21 protein-coding genes are annotated in these 23,179 nt (G+C 72.3%); 9 read left to right on the top strand and 12 right to left on the bottom strand.

All coding sequences use genetic code 11. From position 1 onward, the window contains the following. Window positions 1-91 precede the first annotated feature (91 nt). Both FBY23_RS16740 and FBY23_RS16745 read right to left on the bottom strand, forming a co-directional pair. On the bottom strand, window positions 92-1,177 hold the full coding sequence (locus tag FBY23_RS16740) for a lipase family protein (RefSeq protein ID WP_141799179.1): 1,086 nt from the start codon (window positions 1,175-1,177) through the stop codon (window positions 92-94). Next, window positions 1,174-2,625, bottom strand: a complete 1,452-nt coding sequence (locus FBY23_RS16745) for a M28 family peptidase (protein ID WP_141799180.1) — start codon at window positions 2,623-2,625, stop codon at window positions 1,174-1,176. Before FBY23_RS16745 ends, FBY23_RS16740 begins: the two co-directional genes overlap by 4 nt. An 88-nt stretch (window positions 2,626-2,713) precedes the next feature. Here FBY23_RS16745 and FBY23_RS16750 point away from each other — a divergent pair, with 88 nt between their 5' ends. Beyond that, on the top strand, window positions 2,714-3,751 hold the full coding sequence (locus tag FBY23_RS16750; RefSeq protein WP_160158271.1) for an AsnC family transcriptional regulator: 1,038 nt from the start codon (window positions 2,714-2,716) through the stop codon (window positions 3,749-3,751). Here the strand turns inward: FBY23_RS16750 and FBY23_RS16755 are convergent. The 5 genes from FBY23_RS16755 to FBY23_RS16775 form a co-directional block, all read right to left on the bottom strand. Beyond that, window positions 3,666-4,988 (bottom strand): MFS transporter, encoded by a 1,323-nt coding sequence (locus tag FBY23_RS16755; RefSeq protein WP_141799182.1) that lies wholly within the window; start codon window positions 4,986-4,988, stop codon window positions 3,666-3,668. The genes FBY23_RS16750 and FBY23_RS16755 overlap by 86 nt on opposite strands. Before the next feature lie 80 nt (window positions 4,989-5,068). After that, entirely contained in the window at window positions 5,069-6,088 is a 1,020-nt protein-coding gene (locus tag FBY23_RS16760; protein ID WP_141799183.1) for an aromatic ring-hydroxylating dioxygenase subunit alpha, read from the bottom strand. Further along, on the bottom strand, window positions 6,085-8,490 hold the full coding sequence (locus FBY23_RS26715; protein WP_141799184.1) for a cytochrome P450/oxidoreductase: 2,406 nt from the start codon (window positions 8,488-8,490) through the stop codon (window positions 6,085-6,087). Before FBY23_RS26715 ends, FBY23_RS16760 begins: the two co-directional genes overlap by 4 nt. 156 nt (window positions 8,491-8,646) lie before the next feature. After that, complete coding sequence (locus tag FBY23_RS16770) at window positions 8,647-9,000, bottom strand: cupin domain-containing protein (RefSeq protein WP_141799185.1); 354 nt, start codon at window positions 8,998-9,000, stop codon at window positions 8,647-8,649. A 75-nt stretch (window positions 9,001-9,075) separates the two neighbouring features. Next, the gene (locus FBY23_RS16775; protein WP_222117851.1) at window positions 9,076-10,416 is read right to left on the bottom strand and encodes an FAD-binding oxidoreductase; all 1,341 of its coding nucleotides are present in this window, start codon (window positions 10,414-10,416) and stop codon (window positions 9,076-9,078) included. 120 nt (window positions 10,417-10,536) lie between these two features. Between FBY23_RS16775 and FBY23_RS16780 the strand changes: the two genes are divergently transcribed. From FBY23_RS16780 to FBY23_RS16795, 4 genes are all read left to right on the top strand, one after another. Next, window positions 10,537-11,205, top strand: coding sequence for a 1-acyl-sn-glycerol-3-phosphate acyltransferase (locus tag FBY23_RS16780; RefSeq protein ID WP_260806058.1), 669 nt, complete (start codon window positions 10,537-10,539; stop codon window positions 11,203-11,205). A 122-nt stretch (window positions 11,206-11,327) separates the two neighbouring features. After that, a complete protein-coding gene (locus FBY23_RS16785) occupies window positions 11,328-11,930 on the top strand; it encodes an antibiotic biosynthesis monooxygenase (RefSeq protein ID WP_141799186.1) in 603 nt (200 codons plus the stop codon). 167 nt (window positions 11,931-12,097) lie between these two features. Then, window positions 12,098-12,652, top strand: a complete 555-nt coding sequence (locus FBY23_RS16790; RefSeq protein WP_141799187.1) for a hemerythrin domain-containing protein — start codon at window positions 12,098-12,100, stop codon at window positions 12,650-12,652. Window position 12,653: 1 nt separating this feature from the next. Continuing rightward, window positions 12,654-13,619, top strand: coding sequence for a TIGR03557 family F420-dependent LLM class oxidoreductase (locus FBY23_RS16795; protein ID WP_141799188.1), 966 nt, complete (start codon window positions 12,654-12,656; stop codon window positions 13,617-13,619). Window positions 13,620-13,731: 112 nt separating this feature from the next. Here FBY23_RS16795 and FBY23_RS16800 read toward each other — a convergent pair whose 3' ends face one another. Next, a complete protein-coding gene (locus FBY23_RS16800; protein ID WP_141799189.1) occupies window positions 13,732-14,679 on the bottom strand; it encodes a carbamate kinase in 948 nt (315 codons plus the stop codon). Window positions 14,680-14,811: 132 nt separating this feature from the next. On the opposite strand from FBY23_RS16800, the gene FBY23_RS16805 reads away from it, so the two are divergent. From FBY23_RS16805 to FBY23_RS16820, 4 genes are read left to right on the top strand one after another with little or no spacing between them, the layout of a single operon-like run. Then, complete coding sequence (locus FBY23_RS16805) at window positions 14,812-15,762, top strand: DUF2877 domain-containing protein (RefSeq protein ID WP_160158272.1); 951 nt, start codon at window positions 14,812-14,814, stop codon at window positions 15,760-15,762. Further along, entirely contained in the window at window positions 15,759-16,361 is a 603-nt protein-coding gene (locus tag FBY23_RS16810) for an ankyrin repeat domain-containing protein (protein ID WP_141799191.1), read from the top strand. The genes FBY23_RS16805 and FBY23_RS16810 overlap by 4 nt, the downstream gene beginning before the upstream one ends. Window positions 16,362-16,372: 11 nt before the next feature. After that, window positions 16,373-17,920, top strand: coding sequence for an acyl-CoA synthetase FdrA (gene fdrA, locus FBY23_RS16815; RefSeq protein WP_141799192.1), 1,548 nt, complete (start codon window positions 16,373-16,375; stop codon window positions 17,918-17,920). Then, the gene (locus FBY23_RS16820; RefSeq protein WP_141799193.1) at window positions 17,920-19,344 is read left to right on the top strand and encodes a DUF1116 domain-containing protein; all 1,425 of its coding nucleotides are present in this window, start codon (window positions 17,920-17,922) and stop codon (window positions 19,342-19,344) included. Before fdrA ends, FBY23_RS16820 begins: the two co-directional genes overlap by 1 nt. Before the next feature lie 29 nt (window positions 19,345-19,373). Here the strand turns inward: FBY23_RS16820 and FBY23_RS16825 are convergent, their stop codons facing one another. From FBY23_RS16825 to FBY23_RS16840, 4 genes are read right to left on the bottom strand one after another with little or no spacing between them, the layout of a single operon-like run. After that, complete coding sequence (locus FBY23_RS16825) at window positions 19,374-20,075, bottom strand: spermidine synthase (protein ID WP_141799194.1); 702 nt, start codon at window positions 20,073-20,075, stop codon at window positions 19,374-19,376. Window positions 20,076-20,077: 2 nt separating this feature from the next. Continuing rightward, window positions 20,078-21,832 (bottom strand): DUF429 domain-containing protein, encoded by a 1,755-nt coding sequence (locus FBY23_RS16830; RefSeq protein WP_141799195.1) that lies wholly within the window; start codon window positions 21,830-21,832, stop codon window positions 20,078-20,080. A gap of 11 nt (window positions 21,833-21,843) precedes the next feature. Then, window positions 21,844-22,185, bottom strand: coding sequence for a DUF1801 domain-containing protein (locus FBY23_RS16835; RefSeq protein ID WP_141799196.1), 342 nt, complete (start codon window positions 22,183-22,185; stop codon window positions 21,844-21,846). Then, entirely contained in the window at window positions 22,175-23,155 is a 981-nt protein-coding gene (locus tag FBY23_RS16840; RefSeq protein ID WP_222117852.1) for an Lrp/AsnC family transcriptional regulator, read from the bottom strand. The genes FBY23_RS16835 and FBY23_RS16840 overlap by 11 nt, the downstream gene beginning before the upstream one ends. Between the last annotated feature and the right edge of the window lie 24 nt (window positions 23,156-23,179).

Raw genomic sequence — 23,179 nt, forward strand, 5'->3', positions numbered from 1 at the left:
TCCCGGGGCCATCACTCATTTCAGGCGGGAGGCGCCGGCAGGACGAACAGGACGTCCGTCGGCTGCTGGCCAGCCTCACCCGGCTTGCCTGTCAGCGTTCGCAACGGCTCCGCGCGTTTGAGGCGAGCAGCCGGGCCACCCACGCGGCGGCCGGCGCCGGCGCCCGGCCCGGAGCCAGGACGCCGGAGTGGCCGGTGCGCCACCAGTGCGGCTCGACTCGCAGGCCGGCGGCCCGGTAGCCGCGGACCAGCGAACGGGTCAGCCAGCAGGGGGCGACCTCGTCGAGGGTGGCGGCGTCGATGCGCAGCGGCGGGTCGACAGGCAGGGACAACCCGGCGACGTCGTGGGCGCGCAGGGAGCCCAGCAACCGGTCGCGTACGACGTCCCCGCGGGCTCCGAGCAGGGCGCCGGGAGCGAGGCCGCCGAAGGAGGAGCGGTGGGCGAGCTCGGTGAGGGTGCGCTCCCCGAGCTGGGGCCACAGACGGCGGGCGCGGTCGCTGAGGCCGTCGCCGTCCACCAGCACGGCCAGCTCGGGATCGACGGTGGCGGCGCCGCTGATCATCAACCCGACCAGTGCGGGCACAACGCCGAACCCGGGTGGGGTGAGCGGCCAGCGCAGCGAGAGACCGATGGTCCGGTCCATCCGGGTGACGGGCGCGAAGACCGCGCAGCCGAGCAGCGAGACGCCGGCCGGCGGGCCCGAGGCGGCGGCGTGGAGCGCGGCGACAGCACCCTCGGAGTGTCCCGTGGAGACCCAGCGGTCCGACAGGTCGAAGGACGCACGCGCCGCGACGAGCAGGTCGAGCACAGAGGTCGCCAGCGCGGGACCGATCAGGTACGGATGGGGGCCCGGGCTGCCGAGGCCCGCGTAGTCGGGCTGCAGGACGGCGATCCCCCGCTCCAGCAGCTGCGCGGCGAAGCCGTCGCCCTGCGTCATCCGGCGCAGCTCCGGGTGCCCGTCGACAGCGGTGCTCGGCGCCGAGCGGTCACTGCCGCCGGTTGTCATGTGCCCGTAGGTCACCACCGGCCAGCCGTCGACGGGCGGCGCTGCGGCCGGCAGGTGGACCAGCCCGGTCAGCACGGAGGAGCCCGAGGGGTACGACACCCGCCACGACTCCCCTGCCGCGGCGAGCGCCGCCCGTCCCCGCGCCGGCTCGCGGGCCACGACCGCGCTCACCAGCGTCCCCGAGGCAGCAGCCGGCGGACGCGGCGCGGGATCAGTCCGAGGCGCCCCGGGTGCCGCCCGTCGGCGAACGCCATCAGGTCGGCGAAGGCGTTCGCCACGGGGACCAGCTGGTCGACGTCGACCTTGTCGAGGGTGTCGGCCTCGTCGTACAGGTAGAGCGGGCCGGAGACCAGGCTGATCGTCGGTACGCCGGCCGTGAAGGTGAACGACGCGTCGGTCGGCATCCCGTCGAGCGTGAACTCCAGCAGCCCGGCGTTGAGCATCGAGGTCGCGCCGAGCCGATGGCGGCGGATCGCCCGCGCCACCGCGAGCTTCATCGGCAGCGAGACGTTCTCGAAGAAAGCCCGCGGCTCGCTGTGGTCGAGGGTCTCGAAGCACTCGTCGGCGGTACGACGCGCGCGCAGCCCGACGTGCTCGACGGTCAGGTTGAGCGCGAGCGGGTACGGCGAGTCGGCGTCGATCGTGTAGCGGCGGGCGAAGGCGCGGTGGGACTGGTAGCCGGTGAAGTGGCTGTCGAAGGTGACGAACATGAGCGTCTTGGACCAGGGGCGGCCGGCCCGGGCCCGCTCGACCGCGTGCTCGGCGAGCGCGACGACCTCCGCCGTACCGGTGGCGTCCTCGACCGCGCCGGGACCGATGGAGTCGTGGTGGGACTGCACCATCACCGTGTCCCGGGACGCGCCGTGGAGCACGCCGACCACGGTGCGCGCGGTGACTCGGCGCCGCTCGGCGACGAGCCGGAGCGATGCGACCGAGCCGGCGTGCAGCCGACGGCGCAGGGTGTCTCCCGCGGCCCGGGTGATCCACACGCCGGGCAGGGTGAGCAGGGTCCGGCGGTAGTACTCGTTGTGGTAGCCCAGTGACTCCGGGTAGTCGCGCAGCACTCCGACCACCGCCACGGCACCGGCCGCCGCGGCGTCGCGCAGCGTGCGCGTGAGCGAGGTGATGTAGGGGTTGCGGGAGCCGAGCGCGTCGCGGTTCAGCATCTGCCGCTCGGGGTCGTGCACGTACTCGCTCAGGGGCAGCAACGCCCACTGCGGCAGGTCGAAGGTCAGGTCGAAGAGCACGATCCTGCCGGTGACGTCGCGGCTGCCGACGCCGTCGGCGCCGATGTCGACGACCTCGGCCTCGACACCGTCGACACCGGTGCCGAGCGTGCCGACGTGCTCGTGGGCGGGCAGCGCACAGTGCCGGATCGGCGCGCACGGGACCTCATCCCCGTCGACGTTCAGGCCGGCCACGGAAGGCTCCCAGGCGAAGGAGCCGGCCTCCTCGACCCACACCTCGTCGAGGCCGGCGCGGCGGAACCGGTCCTCGACGTACGCCGCCGCCCGCTCACCGCCCGGCGTCCCGGTCGCCCGCGGCGCCATCGCGACCAGGTCCTCGATCGTGGCCATCAGCTGGTCGACGTCGGTCACGTCAGCGGTGCGCCGGCTCATGGCACGACCCTAGGTAGGTCGTCATATCGGCGACATCGGGCGCCGGAAAACCGACAGGTCTCAGCCGTCGATGGGCAAGACTGATCGCATGACGCCCACCGATGACGGGATCGGTCACCTCGAGATCCTGCCCGAGATCGACCTCGCACTGATCGACGCACTCCAGGTGAACCCGCGGGCGCCGTGGACGACGATCGCCTCGGTGCTCGACATCGACGCGGTGACCGCGGCTCGCCGCTGGCGCCGGCTGCACGAGGAGCGGCTGGCGTGGTGGGTGGTCACGCCGTCCGCGGCACGGCTCACCCCCTACCTGGACGCGACCCTCGTGCTGCTGCGCTGCGCGTCCGGCGCCGCCGAGGACGCGGCCGAGCGGGCCGCGGCGCCCGACTGGGTGCACACCGTCGACCTCGTGTCGGGCACGGCGGACCTCGCCGTGGTGGTGCTCGGCTCCGGGCTCGCCGAGGTGCACCGGCGCGTCGACGAGCTGGCGGTGCTGTGCCGGGGCGAGGTCGTCGAGCGCCGGGTCGTGGCCGACGTGCACGCCGAGGACGCCGGCTGGCGCCTCGGGATCTGCTCGGCCTCCCAGCGGCGCGCATTGCTGCCGCGCACCGACCAGCCGCGTCCCGCACCTCCTCGGGCCGCGCTGGTCGACGACCTCCTCGCGGCGCTCGGCGACGACGCCCGGCTCAGCGGGCAGGAGCTCGCGGCGCGGGTGGGCGGCTCGGAGCCGACGGTACGACGGGGCCTGGACCGGGCGCTGCACTCGGGAGCGATCCGGCTGGGCTGCGACCTGGCGACGCCCGCCGCCGCGCTCGGCCGCGGCGTGCTGCTCGAGGTCGAGGTCGAGGACCCGGACCGGGCCGGCCGAGCGCTGGCGGGTGCCGCGCCGGTCCACCGCTGCGTCCAGACCGTCGGCGCCGGCAACCTGACCCTCGGGGTGCGGCTGGCCTCGCTCGCCCAGCTGCCGCGGATCGAGACCGACCTCGCCGCACTGGCGCGGGGCTGGCAGGTGCGCAGCCGATCGACCGTGCTCCGCCCGGTCAAGCGGCAGGGGCAGGTGCTGGACTCCTCGGGGCGACGCGCAGCTCCTCGTCGAGGCGGTAGGCGCGGATCGCGAACAGGCTGACCAGCACCAACGCGGCGGGGACGACGGACGTGCCGGCCAGGACCGCGAGCCGGGCGGGGGCGTCGTACCGGTCGAGGCCTCCCTCGTAGCCGCCGATCGCCAGCACCACGCCGAGCAGGCCGGGCCCGAGCGCGAAGCCGAGCAGCTCGCACCCGGCCCACACCCCGGCGAAGAGGCCGATCCGGTTGTGCCCGGAGGTGCGGGCGTCGTGGGCGGCGACGTCGGGGAGCATCGCCAGCGGGAAGACCTGGATACCGGCGTAGCCGGCGCCCGTCACCGCCGACCAGACCAGGCACCACACCAGGCTGCCGGACCACACGCCGACCAGGGCGAGGAGCCCGCCGCCGAGCACGGCCGTGGCCACGAGGTACCCGGCCTTCTTGCCGCGGTGGCGCCCGAGCCAGGCCCACAGCGGCGCGGACAGGACGCCGGGCACCACGAAGGCGGCGAACAGGTAGCTGCCGGTCGTGGCGTCGCCGAGCAGCACCCGGGCGGCGTACGCGACCGCGGCGAGCAGCATGCTCGTGCCCGCGGCCTGCAGCACCAGGGCCGCGATCAGCGGCCGTGCGTGCGCGTTGCCGAGCACGACCCGCAGCTGGTCGCGCAGGCCTCCCCCGGCTGTCTCCGTGCGGACCACGGGTGCGCCGCGGGTGCACCGCCAGACCGCGAGCGATCCGGCGACGACCACCAGTCCCGCGACCGCACCCATCGCGCGGTAGCCGCCCGCGGTGGTCACCAGCCACGGCGCGACCACGCCGGAGACCGCGATCGCGGTGGTCACCACCCCGACCCGCCAGGCCATCATCTGGGTGCGGACCCCGTAGTCGCCGGTCACCTCGGCCGACATCGCGAGGTAGGGCACCTGGAAGAACGCGTACGCCGTCGCGGCCACCAGGTTGGCGAGCAGCACCCAGACCAGCGCGAGCAGGAAGGGCGTGCTCGGCCCGGTGAAGACGAACGCCAGGCCCACCCCCATGAGGGGGCCGGCGACCAGCAGGAACGGACGGCGCCGGTCGTGGCGTCGTACCCGATCGCTGAGCCGGCCCGCGAGCGGGTTGCACACGAAGTCCCACGCCTTGGGCGCGAACACGACCAGTCCGGCGAGCAGCGCGCCGACGCCCAGCTCCTCGGTGAGGTAGGGCATCAGCAGCAGCGACGGCACCGTGCCGTAGACACCGGTGGCGACGCCACCCAGCGCGTAGCCGCGCCGGATCCGCGCGGGCAGCTCGTCAGGCATGCGCCGAACGTAGAGGACATTCGGCTGGAGGCATCCAGATGCAGGAATCCGTCACGACGACACGTCACGACGACACGTCGCTAGCGTCCCCGCTCGTCCTCCACCATCGACGTCAGGATTCGCCGAGCACGTACGGCGGCCCGATCGGCCTTCACGTTGAAGTAGCGCCGCGGGGTCGTGTCCTCGTCGAGGTAGCGCTGCATGGTCTCGAGCACGGCGCTGTCCCGGCTGGCCATCTCGTGGAAGACGGCGGCCAGCTGCTCGCCCGCGTCGGGTGGGACCGCGGCACCGCGCCACGAGATCTGCAGGAACACGTGCGTCGCGCCCGAGGACCGGGGGGTGAAGGCATGGGTGCGCACGAGCTCCAGCTCGGGGCCGCCGGAGCCGGAGATCGTGTAGGTCTGCTTGTGCAGGCCCGGGGTCACGAAGGCACCGGTCTCCGTGCGACCGAACGACTCGTCACTGTCGAGACCGGAGACCTGGGCCTCCCAGGGCGCCAGGGGCGCCTTGGGCAGCTCGCGCTTGTAGGACACGGAGAGCTCGGACACCTCGACCTCCTCCAGCGGCGGCAGCGCCTCGATGCCCGGCGGCACCATCTCCGGGTGCATCGCGAACACGTTGGTCAGGTCGAGGTAGTGCTCGTGCAGCAGCAGCAGGTCGGCGGCGACGTCGCGCCGCTCCCCCACGCTGCTCCAGGCACCGTCGTGGAGCCAGGGCGTCGCGGGAGGCGGGCGCAGCCGCTCGCCGCCGGGGGTGCCGATCCAGATCCAGACGAACGGGCCGTGCTCGACGACGGGGTAGGTGCGCACCCGGGCGCCCGAGGGAGGGTTGTCCTGGGAGGGCACCCTGACGCAGCGCCCGGTCGCGTCGTACGTGCAACCGTGATAGCCGCACACCACCAGATCGCCCTCGCGGTGGCCGGCCGAGAGCGGGTAGGGCCGGTGCGCGCAGCGGTCCTCGAGCGCGGCGACCGAGCCGTCGGCGAGCCGGAACAGCAGGACGAGCGTGTCGAGGAGGCGCCGAGCGGTGAAGCCGTCGCCGGCCCCGTCCAGCTCGTCACGGGTGGCGGCGACGTACCAGCAGTCCTTGGGGTAGCTCACAGGTCCAGCACCAGCTTCTTCGACAGGGAGCGGGAGACGCAGGTCATGATCGTGTCGCCCCGCTCGCGCTCGGTCCTGGACAGCACCGAGTCACGATGCTCAGGCGTGCCCTCCAGCACGTCGGCCTCGCAGGTGCCGCAGATGCCCTCCATGCAGGAGCCCATCACGTCGACGCCGGCCTTGTCGACCGCGTCGAAGATGGTGGTCCCCTCCGGCACCGCCACCGTCACCCCCGAGCGCGAGCACTCGACCTCGAACGTGTCCAGCGCGTCCTCGGATGCCTCGACCTTCTTGGCCACGAACCGCTCGAGGTGCACGCTGCCCTCGGGCCATGCCGAGCAGCCCGCCTCGACGGAGTCCATCAGAGCCTCCGGGCCGCAGCAATAGACCTCGGTGTCTCGCCGCGGCGTCCCGAGCACGGACGCCAGGTCGAACCGGCCGCACTCGTCGCTCGGCCACACCGTCACCCGGTCATCCCCCTCGAACCGGTCGAGGAATGCCATCGACGCGCGGGACCGGCCGACGTACAGCAGGCTCCAGTCGGCGCCGCGCAGCTCGGCCGCCTCGATCATCGCGAGGATCGGGGTGATGCCGATCCCGCCGGCGATGAACTGGTAGCGCGGCGACGCGACGAGCGGGAAGTGGTTGCGCGGACCGCGCACGCGGACGGTCGCGCCCTCGGTCAGCATCTCGTGGACGTACGCCGAGCCGCCCCGGCTCTCCGGGTCGAGGAGCACCCCGACCTTCCACGAGGACTCGTCGGCCACGCTGCCACACAAGGAGTACTGCCGGGTCAGGGTCGGGCCCAGGACGAGGTCGATGTGGGCGCCGGCGGTCCAGGACGGGAGACGTACGCCGGCGGGGGCGGCCAACGTGAGCTCGACGATGCCGTTCGCCACCTCGCGGCGAGCGGCGACCTGCAGCTCGGCCTCGGTCTCCGCGGTGCTCGTCACCCAGCCCTCACGGGAGCGCAGACGCGTCGGCCGGGGAGCGGAGATCCTCCGTGGGCCGGGTCGGCGCTCCTGGCCGATCGGCGTGAGGACGACCTGCATCCTGGTGTAGCCGCGGACGAAGTTCGACTGCTGGTACTCCGGCTCCTCGACGACCTCGATGTCCTCGAACCTGGCCAGCAGCTCCTCCCACAGGATCCGCAGCTGGAGCTCGGCCAGCCGGCTGCCCATGCAGCGGTGGACGCCGATCCCGAAGGAGAGGTGGTGGCGCGCGTTGTGCCGGTCGATGACGAAGTCGTCGGGGTTCTCGAAGGTGCGCTCGTCCCGGTTCGCCGAGGCGTACCACATCACGATCTTGTCGCCCTTGCGGATGAACTGGCCGTTCAGGACGGTGTCCTGCTTGGCGATCCGGCGCATGTAGGCCAGCGGCGTCTGCCAGCGGATGATCTCGTGGACCAGCTTCGGGATGAGCGAGTGGTCGGCCCGGAGCCGGTCGAACTGCTCCGGGAACTGGTTGAGCGCGAGGACGCCGCCGGACATCGAGTTGCGCGTCGTGTCGTTGCCGCCGACCACGAGCAGGATCAGGTTGCCGAGGAACTCCATCGGCCGGTCGATCAGGTCCTTGGTGTCCTCGGACATCTGCATCAAGGTGATCAGGTCGTAGCCGGGCTTCTCGCCGGCGGCCAGGCGGGCGGCCTTGTCGTGCCACAGCGCGCTGAAGCTCCTCGCCATCTCCGCCGAGGCTCGCCACATCTCGTCCACGTCGCTCTGACCGCCGGTCGTGGAGGCGCCGGCCGCGGTCACCTCGGTCCAGTAGACGAGCTTGCGACGCTCCTCGTAGGGGAAGTCGAGCAGGGTGGCGAGCATCCGGGCCGTCAGCTCGATGCTCACTTTGTCCACCCAGTCGAACGGCTCACCGACCGGTAGGTCGTCGAGGACCTCCTTGACCCGGGAGCGGATCAGGCCCTCCATCTCCTCGAGGTTCTGCGGGGCCACGACGCCCTGGACCGCGCCGCGCTGCTGGTCGTGTCGCGGCGGGTCCATCGCGATGAACATCTCGATGTCCAAGCCCTGCGGCGGGGTGCCGATCACGATCTGCGGCTCGGCGGAGAACCTCTCGAAGTCCTTGTCGACGGTGACGATGTCGTCGTACCGGGTGATCGACCAGAACGGCCCGAACGGGCTGTCGGCCTGGTAGTGCACCGGAGCCTCGTCGCGCAGCCGCTTGAAGTACGAGCGCCACTGCCCCTGCCCGAACAGGAAGGGGTTGCTCACATCGATGTCGGTCAGCTCGAGCTCGTCTACGTCGGGGATCGGGCGCTCGACGAAGACCGGCTGCTTGTCACCGACCACCCGGCGCTTGGCCTTCTGGAACAGGTGCATGCCCTGCACCTGGCGCTCCATCGGGATGGTCGCCTGGGCCTTGTTGATGACCTGGTCGAGCACGCTCATGACGGGAACCGCCTAGTCAGAGGATTTGCGGGGCTTGTCCGAACCAAACCACGCGCCGGCGACCGGAGTCACCCGCCCTCTGCCCAGCGTGACCGCGACCTTTTGTTCCTCTGCACTAGCGGATCCGGTCGGGCCCGACACCGATCGGACTCGGCCTCAGGTCGGCTTGGCGTACGCCGCGACCCCGGTGTCGAGGATGACGCAGGCCTCGTCGCCCACGGTCCAGGCGTCGTGGCCCGGGTCGAGGTCGATGACGTCGCCGGGACCGATGTCGAACTCCGCGCCGTCGTCGGGCTTGATCGTCATCCGGCCGGAGACGCAGATGCCGGTGTGGTGGACCTGGCAGGAGTCGGTGCCGGCGATCGGCCTGACGTCGTTCGACCAGCGCCAGCCGGGCTCGAAGGTGCCGCGGCCGAGGGTGAAGTCACCGAGGGTGACCACGTCCATGTGGCCGTGGTCCTGGAAGTCGCGGCGCTCGTGCGGGGAGTCGATGCTCTGCTTGTCGGACATGGCTTCTCCTCTGTTCGGGGTCTGCTCGGGTCTGCTCGGGTCTGCTCGGGTCTGCTCGGGTCTGCTCGGGTCTGCTCAGACGGTCGCGCGGGGGCGGATGTTCTGGTTTCCCGCGAACACGTTCTCGGGGTCGTACTCCGACTTGATGGCCACGAGACGCTCGTACTTCTCGGCACCGAAGGCGGCCCGGATCCGCTCGTCGCCCTCGTCGCCGATGAAGTTGAGGTAGACGCCGCCGGTGGTGAACGGGGCGTTGGCGCGGCGGTAGTCGCGGACCCAGGCGATGTTCTCCTCGTCGTCGGCCTCGTCCATCCACGTCGCGAACGGGTGGCTGACCCAGCGGGCGGCCCGCTGGTTGAGCGGGGTGGCGTCGGCGTCGACGCGGGCCAGCGCGCCACCCCACGGGAGGAGGAGGTGCTGGGTCATCGGCGAGGGCCGGCCCGCGCCGGCGGCGAGGAAGACGTCGAGGGCCGCGTCGGGGAAGCTGTCGTGGTAGTCGGCGCTCCAGTACTGCCGCAGGCCGGGCGGGTCGTCGATCATCTGCTGGAACGCGGCATACGGCATCGGCCCGACCAAGTCGACCGCCGGCCCGAGGTCGCGCATCACCTGGACCAGCTCGGTGCCCACGGCGTGGTCGCCGTTCCAGCAGACGGCGAGGCCGACCGCCGGCTCGCCTTGGAGGTACGCCGGCACGAACTCCTCGGGCGGACCGCTGATCACGACCAGCGCGGTGCCCAGCTCGTCGGGCGCGTCGTCCGCCCAGTCCCGGTAGGCGTGCGCGACCTCGGAGGCGCGGTCGAAGGGCCACAGCATCAGACCGGCGAGGATCGTCGGTCCGACCGGGTGCAGCCGGAACTCCAGCGCGGTCACGACACCGAAGTTGCCCCCGCCGCCCTTGCTGGCCCAGAGCAGGTCGGGGTGCTGGCGCTCGTCGGCCCGCAGCTCGCGGCCGTCCGCGGTGACCAGCTCGATCGCGAGCAGGTTGTCGCAGCTGAGCCCGTACTGGCGCTCCAGCCAGCCGGACCCGCCGCCGAGCGTCAGCCCGGCGACCCCGGTCGTGGAGACCCGGCCGCCGGTGGTGGCCAGGCCGTGCTCCTGCGCGGCGGCGTCGAACTCGCCCCAGGTGCAGCCCGCGCCGACCCGCGCGCGGCGGGCGGAGGCATCGATCTCGATCCCCTTCATCGGGCGTACGTCGACCACCAGGCCGTCGTCGTTGGTCGACTGCCCGGCCACCGAGTGCCCACCGGACCGTACGGCGACCGCGAGCCCGTCGCGGGCGGCACGCTCGAGCGCCTCCCGGACGTCCGCCGGTCCGTCGCAGGCCGCGATGACGCGGGGCCGCTTGTCGATCATGGCGTTGAAGAGAGCGCGCTGCTCGTCGTACCCGGCCTCGTCGGGGCCGCACCACTTCGTCATGCTCCTGGCCTCCTGGCCTCGTGGCCCCTCCCCCACCAGCCACGATCCCCGCGCCGGGCCGCCGTGGCATCCCGTGGAATGGGGAAAAGGTCCGGACCCGGGCAGAACTAGGCTGGCCCCGTGCTGTACTCGGTCCTTCACACCACGGTCCCGCCCCTCGCCCGCGCCGTGTGGCGGCCGACCATCGAGGGCGTCGCCAACGTGCCGCTGACCGGTGCGGTGCTGTTCGCGAGCAACCACCTCAGCTTCGCCGACAGCGTGGTGATCCCGATCGTCGCACCGCGCAAGGTGGTGTTCCTGGCGAAGGCGGAGTACTTCACCGGGCCCGGCATCAAGGGCCGGCTCAGCAGGGCCTGGTTCGAGGGACTCGGCATGGTCCCGGTCGACCGCAGCGACACCCGCGCGGCGCTGAACTCGCTCGACGTGGCGCTCGACGTGCTCGGCAAGGGCGAGGCGTTCGGGATCTATCCCGAGGGCACCCGCTCCCGCGACGGGCGGCTCTACCGCGGCCGGACCGGGGTGGCGCAGCTCGCCCTGACGGCCGGCGTACCCGTCGTGCCTGTCGGGCTGACCGGGACCGACCAGCTGCAGCCGGTCGACGCCCGGTTCCCCCGGCGGGCGAAGGTCACCGTGCGGTTCGGGAAGCCACTCGACTTCGCCGGGCGCTTCGAGGGCGTCGCGCCGGGCCGGGCGCGACGGGAGGCGACCGACGAGATCATGGACGCCATCCACGCGCTGACCGGCCAGGAGCTGGCCGGCGCCTACAACGAGCGACCGGTCGACGCCTGAGCTGCGCGCGCCCGCTCCGCCCGCCCACTCCGGAGGGCTGGCGTGTCGCTCTGCCCAGGAGTAGGCAGGGACCTACCGGCGATGCCGGTCGGGCGTCGCCCTGCCCCTGAGAGGAGTGGGTCGTGTACGCACGTTCGAGCACGTTCCACGGCAACCCCGCCAAGATCGACGCGGGCATCAAGTTCGTCGAGGCCGAGGCGGCCCCGACGCTCAGCAAGATGGAGGGCTGTCTCGGGCTGTCGCTGCTGGTCGACCGCGCGACCGGCTACTGCATCGCGACCAGCTCGTGGGAGACCGAGGAGGCGATGACCGCGAGCGACGCGATGCTGCGGCCGATGCGCGACCGAGGCCGCGACGTCCTCGGTGCCTCGATGCAGGTCGACAGCTGGGAGATCGTCGTCATGCACCGCACGCACCACGCAGCGTGCTGCCGGGCCAGCTGGCTCGAGGGCGACCTCGACGCCATGACCGAGACCTTCCGGGTCGCGCTGCTCCCCCGCCTGGAGGAGATGGACGGCTTCTGCAGCGCCAGCCTGCTCGTCGACCGGGCCACCGGCCTCGGCTGCGCGACGACGGCCTGGGAGTCGCACGACGCGATGGTGGCCAGCCGCGCGATGGCCGACGAGATGCGTGAGCGCGCGGCGACGGAGTCCTCCGGCGTCGTCGTCGAGGTGCACGAGTTCGACCTGGCGTACGCGCACCTGCACGTGCCCGAGATGGCCTGAGTCTCCCGGGGTCGGGTGTGTGTGAGTGACCACTGGCTCACCCTCACCCACCCAACTCGCCGAGGCGCTGACTCCCCGCTCTCGGTATCCGCGGGGCGTTCACGGGTACGGCCTCCCTCGGGTCCGGACGTGGACCCGCGCACCCACGGACCCTCGAGGAGCAGGCCATGAGCAAGGACGTCGTCGACCTCATCATGAACGACCACCGGGAGCTCGAGAAGCTCTTCGACACTCTCCTCAACGAGCCGGACAAGAGGGCAGCGCTGGTGCCCGTGATGACCACGCTGCTCACGGCCCACAGCCGGGCCGAGGAGTCCGAGGTCTACCCGGCGGCGAGCGAGGCCGGCGGTGCCGACGACGTCGAGCACAGCCAGAAGGAGCACCTCGAGGCCGACCGGCTCGCCCTCGCACTCTCCGAGACCGACCCGTCGTCGCCGGACTTCCCGACCGCGCTGAAGAAGCTGGTCGACGCGGTCAGCCACCACGTCGAGGAGGAGGAGACGACCGTGCTGCCCGGCATGCGTGAGCACCTGGACGAGGCGCGGCGGGCCGAGCTCGGCGAGGCGTTCCTCGCCGCACGTGAGGAGCACCTCGGCGAGCAGCCGGCCGACATCACGAAGGCCGAGCTCGACCAGCAGGCCGCCAACGCCGGCGTCTCCGGCGCCTCGTCGATGAGCAAGGACGAGCTGCAGGGAACGCTCGAGGCCGAGGCGGAGTCGTGAGGTGAGGATCGGCTACTTCCTGTCCAGCGAGGAGTACACGCCGAGCCAGCTCGTCGAGCAGGCGCTGGCAGCGGAGGACGCGGGGTTCGACGGGCTGTGGATCAGCGACCACATCCAGCCCTGGAACTCCACGCAGGGGCAGAGCCCGATGGTCTGGCCGATGATCGGGGCGATCGCCCAGGTGAGCGCCCTGCCCATCATGACCGCGGTGACCTGTCCCATCGGTCGGCAGAGCCCTCTCATGGTCGCCCACGCGGCAGCGACCTGCGCCGTGCTCAACCCCGGGTTCCGGCTCGGGGTGGGCACGGGCGAGGCGCTCAACGAGCACCTGACCGGTCAGGGGTGGCCGTCCTTCGACGTACGCATCGAGATGCTGCGCGAGGCGGTCGACCTGATGCGGGCGCTGTGGACCGGCGAGACCGTCGACCACCGCGGCCGGTGGTTCACGGTGGACGACGCGCGCCTGTGGACGCTGCCCGGCACCCCGCCGGAGATCTGGATGTCGGGCTTCGGCGAGAAGGCGACCCGGGTCGCCGCCGAGATCGCGGACGGCTACGTCAACACCGCGCCCGGCGCCGAGCTCCGCTCGCTGTTCAGCGAGGCGTCGGGTGGGCGGCCGACGGCAGCCGGGCTGAAGGTCGCCTTCGCCCCCAGCAGGGAGGAGGGCGTCGAGCACGCCCACCGGCTGTGGGCCAACGCCGGGCTCCCGGGCGAGCTGGCCCAGGTCCTCCCGTCACCGCGGCACTTCGAGCAGGCCTCGGAGCTGGTGACGAAGCAGGCCACCGCCGAGAGCGTGGTCGCGGGCTCGGCCGCGGGCGAGCACGTCGCGGCCGTGCGCGAGTACGCCGAAGCCGGGTACGACGAGGTGTACGTCTCCAACATGGGTCCGCACTACCGGGAGATGATCGAGTTCTACGGCGAGCAGGTGCTGCCCGGGGTGCGGAGGTCGACGAGCGCGGCGGACTGATCGCTGTCGCTGCGGTCGAGACCACGATCCCCCAGGCCGTCGAGGACCTCGTCGTCGCCTACACCGCTCGCGGCTGACGGCCAGCCCCGCGCGTCAGCTCGTCACGGATCTTTCAGGCGGCAGGCTCGCGCTCGAGGAAGACGATGCCCTCGTCGAGCGTCGGGACGATCTCGGTGCCGACCTTGCGGGCCAGGAGGTCGTCGAGCCGGTCGAGCGGACCGATCAGGACCCGGCCGCCGGCGCGGGCGACGCGGATCGCGGCGTCCACCTTGGGCTGCATCGAGCCCTCGGCGAACGTCAGCTCGGCGATGGCGTCGGCCGAGGCGGTGACGATGTCGCGCTGCTGGGGAGTGCCCCAGTTCTCGCTGACGTAGTCGCCGTCGGTGAGCATGATCAGCACGTCGGCGCCGATCTCGGCGGCGAGGGCAGCGCTGGCCTGGTCCTTGTCGACGACGGCCTGGACGCCGACGTGGCGGCCCAAGCTGTCGAGGCGGACCGGCACACCGCCGCCACCCACGCACACGCACAGGGTGCCGTCCTCGAGCAGCCGCTGGATGAGCGGTGCCTGGACGATGGTGAGGGGCTGCGGCGACGGGACGACGCGGCGGAACGCGTTGCCGTCCTTGGCGATGGTCCAGCGGTACTCGGCCGCGGCCTCGGCCGCGTCGTGCGCGGAGTACTGCGGGCCGATCAGCTTGGTGGGCCGGTCGAAGGCCGGGTCGTCCTCGGAGACGACGGTGGTCGTGATGATGCCCGCGACCTCACGCTCGCCCTTGACGGCGTTGGCCAGCTCCTGCTGGACGACGTAGCCGATCATGCCCTGGGTCTCGGCGCCGAGGATGTCGAGCGGGTACGCCGCGACGTCCTGGTAGGCGAGGTTCTGCAGTGCCAGCAGGCCGACCTGCGGTCCGTTGCCGTGGGTGATCACCAGCTCGGTGGTGCGAGCCAGCTCGGCGAGCGCCTGGCACGTGGAGCGGACGTTGGCCCGCAGGTACTCCGCCGTCATCGGCTCGCCTCGACGCGCGAGGGCGTTCCCGCCCAGGGCCACTACGACTCGCATGAACATCCTCCTGCTTGCTGGGGTACGGCTTGGTATACCATTTAGTAGAATGGTATACCATCAGCTGAGGGACTGAGGCCCCGCTCACGGGTCCCTCACGAGAACTCACGAGCCCAGACGAAGGAGTCCCGGGTGGTGGCGACTGCCGGAGAGCACGCGGTACGGCTGGTCGACGCCGTCTCCGTCGACGCGCTGCTCGCCGACGGGCTCCCCACCGACGGGCGCACCGGCGCCGTCCACTCCGTGCACACGAAGGTCGTCAACCTGCGCACGCCCGACGGCCTGCTCTGCTGCCTGTCGAGCGACGAGCTCGACGACGCGCCGCGCACCGTCCGGATCGCCGCCGCCGACTGGGCGCGGATCGACTGGCACCTCGACGACCCGGTCCGGTTCGGCCCCCACCTGACCCACGAGTACGACGGCACGACGGTCGTGCTCGCCGGCGCAGCGCGCTGGCAGCCCTCCCCCGCCGACGCCACGGCGCTGGCCGCGCTCGCCCCCGACGAGCTGCGGGCCGCGGCCGCCACCATCGAGCGGCACCTGACGCCCCCGGCCGGCCGCACGCCGTTCGACGTCCTCAGCGCCGACGAGCTCGGCCGTCGTACGGCGGTCCTGGGCGACGCCGTCCGCGACGGCGACCGCGAGGCGACCACTGCAGCCGCGGCCCGCCTGGTCGGGCTCGGCTCCGGGCTGACCCCCAGCGGCGACGACGTGCTGACCGGCCTCGCCGTGCTCGCGGCGGCCGGCGGCATGCTGCTCGAGCGGATCCGGCCGGCCCTGGCCGATGCGGTCCTCGGCGGCAGCCCGCTCGAGGAGCGCACCACCGAGGTCAGCGCGGCGACCCTGACCGAGGCCGTCGCCGGCCGGGGGCGCCAGCGGATCCACGTCCTCGTCTCCGCCCTCGGCGCGACCGGTACCACCCCGGCCCTGGTCGACGCCGTGCTGCGGGTGCGCGCCATCGGCCACACCTCGGGCGCCGACATCCTCACCGGCCTGCGCCTCGGGCTCGCGCTCGAGGCGGACCTGCGCCAGGCGGACCGCCTCGCGGTTCCGTCACCCATCCACCCGAAGGAGATCTCGTGACCACACCCCCAGCCGACGAGCGGTACCTCGCCGCCGCGGCCGCCGGCGACCTGGACGGCGTACGCGCCGCCCTCGCCGACGGCGCCGACAAGGACGCCGTCGACCGGGAGGAGGCGAGCGCCGTCCTGGCGGCCGCGCGCGGCCGGCACCACGACGTGGTGCGCTTCCTGATCGGCGAGGGGGTCGACATCGACGCGCAGGACCAGACCTGCTTCAACCCGTTCATCCACGGGTGCATCCACGACGACCTCGAGCTCGTGAGGATCATGGTCGAGGCGGGCACCGATCTGAAGCGGCTCACCCGCTTCGGCGGCAACGGCCTCACCCCGGCCGCCGAGAAGGGCCACCTCGAGATCGTGCGCTACCTGCTCGAGAACACGAACATCAACGTCAACCTGACCAACACCCTCGGGTGGACCGCCCTGATCGAGACGATCATCCTCGGCGACGGCGGCCCGGTCCGCCAGCAGACCGCGGAGCTGCTGCTCGAGCACGGCGCCAAGCCCGGCATGACCGACGAGTGGGGCGTCACGCCCCTCGACCTCGCGCGCAAGCGCGGGTTCGACGACCTCGCCGCCGTGATCGAGCGCTACCTCTGAGAGGACCTGAGATGACCAGGTACATCGACATCCGCAAGAACACCTACCTCGACTCGGTCTCGCTCATGTCCATGAGCACCAAGGCGAACGCCGTCGAGGGCGTCACCCAGGCCCTGTTGGGCATGGCCACGCCGATGAACAAGGAGGTCCTCGCCAACGTCGGCGTCCACGACCCCGCCATCGACGCCGCCAGGCCGAGCGACCTGATGATCGTCATCGACGCCGCCGACGACCTCGTCGAGGACGCGATCCAGGCCGTCAACGACATCCTGGCCCGCAAGAGCACGGGCGCCGAGGGCACCGCGGAGGTCCGCTACCGCACGCTCGACGGCGCGTTCTCCGAGGTCCCCGACAGCAACCTCGTGCTGATCTCGGTAAACGGTGCCTTCGCCGCCCGCGAGGCCCGCAAGGCGCTCGTCGCCGGCAAGCACGTGATGATCTTCTCCGACAACGTGTCGGTCGAGGACGAGATCGAGCTCAAGAGCCTGGCCCACGACAAGGGCCTGCTGCTGATGGGACCCGACTGCGGCACGGCGATCGTCAACGGCACCGGCCTCGCGTTCTCGAACGCCGTGCGCCGGGGCTCGGTCGGCATCGTCGGCGCCTCGGGCACCGGCAGCCAGGAGATCTCGGTCCGGGTGCACGACTTCGGCGGCGGCGTCTCGCAGCTGATCGGCACCGGCGGTCGCGACCTGTCCGCCGAGGTCGGCGGCCTGATGATGGTCGACGCCATCCAGGCCCTCGCAGCCGACCCGGAGACCGAGGTCATCGTGGTCGTCTCCAAGCCGCCGGCCGAGGAGGTCGCCGAGAAGGTGCTCGCCGTCCTCGGCGCGACCGGCAAGCCGGCCGTCGTCTGCTTCCTCGGCTCACCCCGCACCGAGTCCGGCCACGCCAACGTGCAGCTCGTGTCGGGCACCAAGCCCGCCGCGCTGGCCGCCGTCCTCGCCACCGGCGTCGACGAGTCCACGCTCGACCTGCACGCCCTCAACCTCCCGCTGATCGAGGAGGTCCGCGCCAAGCTGGCTCCCGAGCAGCGCTACGTCCGCGGACTGTTCTGCGGCGGCACCCTGTGCGACGAGGCGATGTTCGCGGCGCTCGCGACGTTCGACAACGTCTACTCGAACATCCAGAAGGACCCGTCGTACGTCCTCGGGGCCACCGACCCGTCGAAGGAGCACACCTTCCTCGACATGGGCGACGACGACTTCACCGACGGTCGCCCGCACCCGATGATCGACCCGTCGCTGCGCCTGCAGCGCCTGGTCCAGGAGGCCGACGACCCCGAGGTCGGCGTCATCGCGATGGACTTCATCCTCGGCTTCGGCTCCCACGAGGACCCGGTCGGCGTCACCATCCCCGCCATCGAGGAGGCCAAGGCCAAGGCCGCCGCGCGCGGCCAGCACCTGGAGATCCTCGGCTACGTCCTCGGCACCGACCTCGACACCCCGGCGATCGCCGACCAGGTGGCGCAGCTCGAGGCCGCCGGCGTGACCATCGCCTCCTCCTCCACCAACCTCGGCCTGCTGGCCCGCGAATTCGTTGCGAAGGGTGACCACTGATGAGCATCACCAGCCTGTTCTCGACCGGCCTCAAGCCGGTCAACCTCGGTCTCGACATGTTCGCCGAGGACCTCACCGCCCAGGGCGTGGCGCCGGTCCGGATGAACTGGACCCCGCCGGGCGGCGGCGACCCGGAGATCATCGCGGCCCTCGGCCGCCTCGAGCGTCCCGAGCTGGCCGAGAGGATCGACGCCGCCAACGAGGAGGCGGTCAGCCGGGTCCTCGCCGCGCAGCCCTTCCTCGAGGGCTTCGGCCAGGCGATCGACACCGTGCCGGGGATGACCAGGAGGACCATCCTGCACGCCGGTCCGCCGATCAGCTGGGAGCGGATGTCGGGCCCGATGAAGGGTGCCGTCACCGGTGCGCTCGTCTTCGAGGGACTCGCCAAGGACCTCGACGAGGCCGGCGAGCTCGCCGGCTCCGGCGAGATCACCTTCTCCCCCTGCCACGAGCACCAGTCGGTCGGCTCGATGGCCGGTGTCACCAGCGCCAGCATGTGGGTCCACAAGGTCACCAACCGCACCCACGGCAACACCGCGTACACGAACCTGTCCGAGCAGCTCTCCAAGATCCTGCGCTTCGGCGCCAACGACCAGTCGGTCATCGACCGCCTCAACTGGATGCGCGACGTGTTCGGCCCGATCCTCGCCGGCGCGATGGAGCTCAACGAGGGCGGCCTCGACCTGCGCCTGCTCCTGTCCCAGGCCCTGCACATGGGCGACGAGGCCCACAACCGCAACGTGGCCGGTACGACGCTGCTGATCCAGGCGCTCGCGCCGTACATCCTCGAGGCGGACTTCACGACCAAGGAGAAGCGCGAGGTCTTCGACTTCGTCGCGTCCTCGGACTACTTCTCCGGCCCGACCTGGATGGTCACCGCCAAGGCCGCGATGGACGCCGCCGCGGGCATCGAGGACTCGACGGTGGTGACGGCCATGTGCCGCAACGGCGTCGACTTCGGCATCCGCGTCTCCGGCACCGGCGACCAGTGGTTCACCGGTCCCGCACAGCAGGTGATCGGCCCGATGTTCGCCGGCTACACCGAGGCCGACTCCGGCCTCGACATGGGCGACTCGGCCATCACCGAGACCTTCGGCATCGGCGGCTTCGCGATGGCCGCAGCGCCCGCGATCGTCGCGCTCGTCGGCGGCACCGTGCAGGAGGCGATGGGCTACTCGAAGACGATGAACGCCATCACCACGACCAACAACCCCAATGTCACCATCCCGGCACTGGACTTCATGGGCGTGCCGACCGGGATCGACGTCCGCAAGGTCATCGAGACCGGCATCCTGCCACTCATCAACACGGCCATCGCCCACAAGGACCCGGGCATCGGCATGATCGGCGCCGGCATCGTCCACCCGCCGCTCGAGGCGTTCCAGCAGGCGATCGTCACGCTCGCCGACACCATCGGCGCCTGAGGGGATCGGTCGGTACGTCCGCAGGACCGCTACGTCGCGGCCTTCCCGCCGCCGAAGGCGTCGGCCACAGCCCGGCCGCGGAACACGCGGTACTCCAGGGGCGAGGGCTCGCCGAACGCACCGGCCGGGACCTCGCCGCTGGCGACGACCAGGTTGCCCGGGCGTCGGCCCTTGAGGGTCGCCGGCTCGGCTCCGACCGCGACGTCGCCGAGCGCGCGGACGGCGGCGACGAACGCCCGGACCCGGGGGTACGGCGGCCGGTCGACCAGGTTGGCGACGAACATCCCGTCCGGCGCCAGGACCCGCCCGACCTGCTCCACGAAGCCGGCCGACGTCAGCGACTCGGGCACCCTCCCGCCGGCGAAGGCGTCGAGGACGACCACGTCCTGGGAGCCGTCACGCACCGCGAGGATGCCGGTCTCGCCGTCGACGGGACGCACCTTGATCCCGCTGCGCGGCGGCAGTGGCGCCTCGGCGCGGACCCGCTCGACGACCTCGGTGGCGGGCTCGAGCACGATCTGGGCCGAACGGGGCCGGGTGGCCGCGACGTAGCGCGGCAGGGTCATCGCGGCACCGCCGACGTGCAGCACCCGCAGCGGCCCCGCGGGCATCACGTCGAGGAGGTCGCCGATGCGCCGGACGTAGTCGAAGACCAGGCGGGTCGGGTCGCCGAGGTCGACGGCCGACTGCTGCATGTCGTCCAGGTCGAGGATGTAGAGATCCCCGCCCACGCTCAGTCCTCGCCGCGCATCTTCGCCCACCGGGCCCGCAGGGCGGGCGCCCGGTGCGCGTTGCCGCGCAGGTCGGCGTACCGCTCGCCGTGGACCCAGAGCAGCGCGTCGTCGAGGCGGCGTACGGCGCCCGGTGGGTAGCGGTAGCCCATCCGCTCGCGCAGCGCGTCCTCGTCGACCGAGCGCAGGGTCTCGCCGAGCGCGGCGAGCGAGGTGATGCCGAGCTCGAGCAGGAGCGCGGAGATCCAGGCGTAGTGGTCGGTGCGCGACCAGCCGGCGTCGGCGTACTGGCCGGCGAGGAAGGCGGCCAGCTCGCGCGGGCTGATCCGCGGGTCGTCCTCGTCGTACGGCTCGTCCTCGCCGGCGGCGGAGCCGACCGGGCCCTGCAGCAGGTCGCGGATGGTGGAGAACTCTCGGTCGGCGAGCTCGAGCAGCCCGGCCGCGAGGGTGAAGCGGCGGTCCAGCTCGAGGACGTGCTCGGGCGGGACGCTGCCCTTGTAGCGGATGTCGTGCTCGAACTCGGCCCAGGCGTGCTGGAGGACGGTGCGGATCTGGATCGCGGCCTGGTGGCCCTGCAGCGGGCCCTCGGAGCCGGGCTCGAGGCCGACCAACAGGTGGCGGCTGGAGTAGCCGAACCGGCCCTCGCTGGCGGTCTCCTGGCCGAGGTCGCGGTCGTCGTGGACGACGACCTGGTCGTCGAGGAGGTCGACGACGGCCTGCACGTCGCTGTGGACGTAGGTGATCACGCGGACGCCGACCTGGTCGGTGATCTCGTGCAGCGGGTCGGCGTACAGGGGGCGCCCGTCGACGGTGCGCGCGGCCTTGGCGGCGAACGAGGAGACCGACTTCGTACGGCCGGTGACGGTCAGGTAGTTGATGCCGGCCTCGTCGAGGATCGAGGTCACCAGCGCCACGAAGCCGTCGGTGACCCCGCGCAGACCGGGCTGCACCTCGGCGTAGCGGCGCACGGCGGAGCCGACGTCGAGCGGAGGCGCGCCGCGGCGCGGGCGCGGGGTGGGCTCGAGGTCGGCGGGCAGCGTCGGGGTCACGATGTAGCCGGTCTGCAGGTCGCCGTACGTCGTGGTCTGTTCGGGCCGGCGCTCGGCGAACAGGCCGATGTAGGCGCACACGACGGCGTCGACCTGGTCCTCGACGACGCGCAGCTCGCTCTTCCGGGTCGCGGTCTCGGCAGCGGCACGCAGCGCCTGCCAGGCGGGCAGGACGGCGACGTGCAGCGGCGGCTCGGCGGCAGCCAGGCCCTCGACCAGGCCGATCAGCACGACCAGCTCGGCCCGCAGCTGCTCGAGGTCGCGGCCGGCCTTGTCCTTGTACTTCAGGGTCCGGCCGAGCCGGAACAGCGCGACCGTGGCGGGGTGCGGGTAGACCTCGATGGCCCGGCGCGGGCGGCGCGAGCGCGGGTTGACGTCGAGTCCGAGCCGGGCCGCCACCCGGGCCGCGCGCGGCTGCTCGCGGAACTCCGGCTTGCCCGTGTTGGACGGGTGCGCGCCTGCGTCGAAGCGGGCGAAGTCCTTGTTGAGCGCCGCCTCGGCGGGGCGGTTGCCCGTGGCGTTGGGTACGACGATCGGCGCGTCGATCGCGACCAGGCACTCCCCCTCGACGTACGGCGCCAGCGCGGCGACGATCTCGTCGTCGTCCTGGACCGCAGCGACCGTGACGAGGGTGCCCTCACTGTCGACGACCGCGAGCCCGGTGGGCCTGCGGTCGCCCCAGGCGAGGTCGATGCCGACGAAGTGCATGCGGGCAGGGCTCAGCCGCGGTTGATCGCGACGGCCTCGCGGACCAGCGCGACGAACGCGTCGTCGTCGAGAGCCTCACCCTCGAACACGTCGACCGCGCGGCGGGTGCCGGCGTCCATGCTGGCGTTGAAGATGCCGGTCGGGTCCTCGAGCGATGCGCCCTTGGCGAAGGTGACCTTGACCTTGTCCTTGTAGGTCTCGACGGTCGCGACCAGGCCGTCGGCGGAGAAGGTCGGCACGCCGTCGGGGTTGGAGGCCTTCTTCCACTTGGCCTCCTCCACCACCGCGGGCTCCGCCGCCACGATCAGGGACCGGATCTTCTCGACGGTCTCGGCCCGCCAGTCAGCGCTCATGCGAGGACCCTACCGAGGCGTCGACCAGGACGCCGCCGCGCTTGTAGGCACGCAGCAGGGGTGTCGCGACGACCTGGTCGGCGCCGCCGATCCAGGCCGGGTCGGTCAGCAGGGCGCGGAGCCCGTCGACGTCGGGGGTCGTCACGTCGACGAGGAGCTGGTCCTCGCCGGCGACGAACGTGCAGTAGCGCACCAGCGGCGATCCGACGAGGGCTCGTCCGACGGCGTCGACCTCGGTCGGGCGGACGCGCACGCGCAGCAGGGTCTCCACCGGCAGGCCGAGGAGAGCGGGCTCGACGACGGCCCGGATCCGCAGCACCCCGCGCTCCACGAGCTGCTCGACCCGGCGCCGCGCGGTCGCGTCGGAGCAGCCGAGCAGCTCGGCGATCTCCTGCAGCGGGGTGCGGCCGTCGGCGGCCAGTGCGTCGAGCAGGGTCCGCTCGACGTCGTCGAGGCGGAAGTGCGTCTCGGGCGAGAACGGCTCCGCAGGAGGGACTCCACCCAGCGCGGCGACCTCCTCGGCGCTCAGCAGGCCGGGCAGCCACTCCGCGATGGTGCGGAAGTAGAGCAGTGCGGAGTCGGCCTGCACCTCCTCGACCCCGTCGAGGGCGGGCAGCTCGTCGAGGACCAGAGCCGCCAGCGAGGCGTACGGCGTCATCACCTCGGCGACGATCTCGGGCGCCCGGCCGAGGGCATAGACGAAGACGGTGTCGCGACGGGCCGCGACGGCAGCGGCCACGGCCGCGGTCGTGCCTGCACGGCAGCGGATCCGCAGCAGATGGGTCGGGTCGGTGTTGGGCAGGCCCACGACCTGGACCGTGCGCTCCTCGAGCAGGGCCGCGCCGCGGCGGGCCACGGTACGCACGGGCTCGTCGAGGACCTCGGCGATCCTGCGCCACGAGGCGCGCCCGTCGACCTGCAGGGCTCCGACGATCCGCTGCGACAACGGGTCCAGGGGGGCGCTCGACACGCGGCCAGTATCCGGCACCCGGCC

This window comes from Nocardioides sp. SLBN-35 (genome assembly GCF_006715725.1).
GTDB lineage: Bacteria > Actinomycetota > Actinomycetes > Propionibacteriales > Nocardioidaceae > Nocardioides.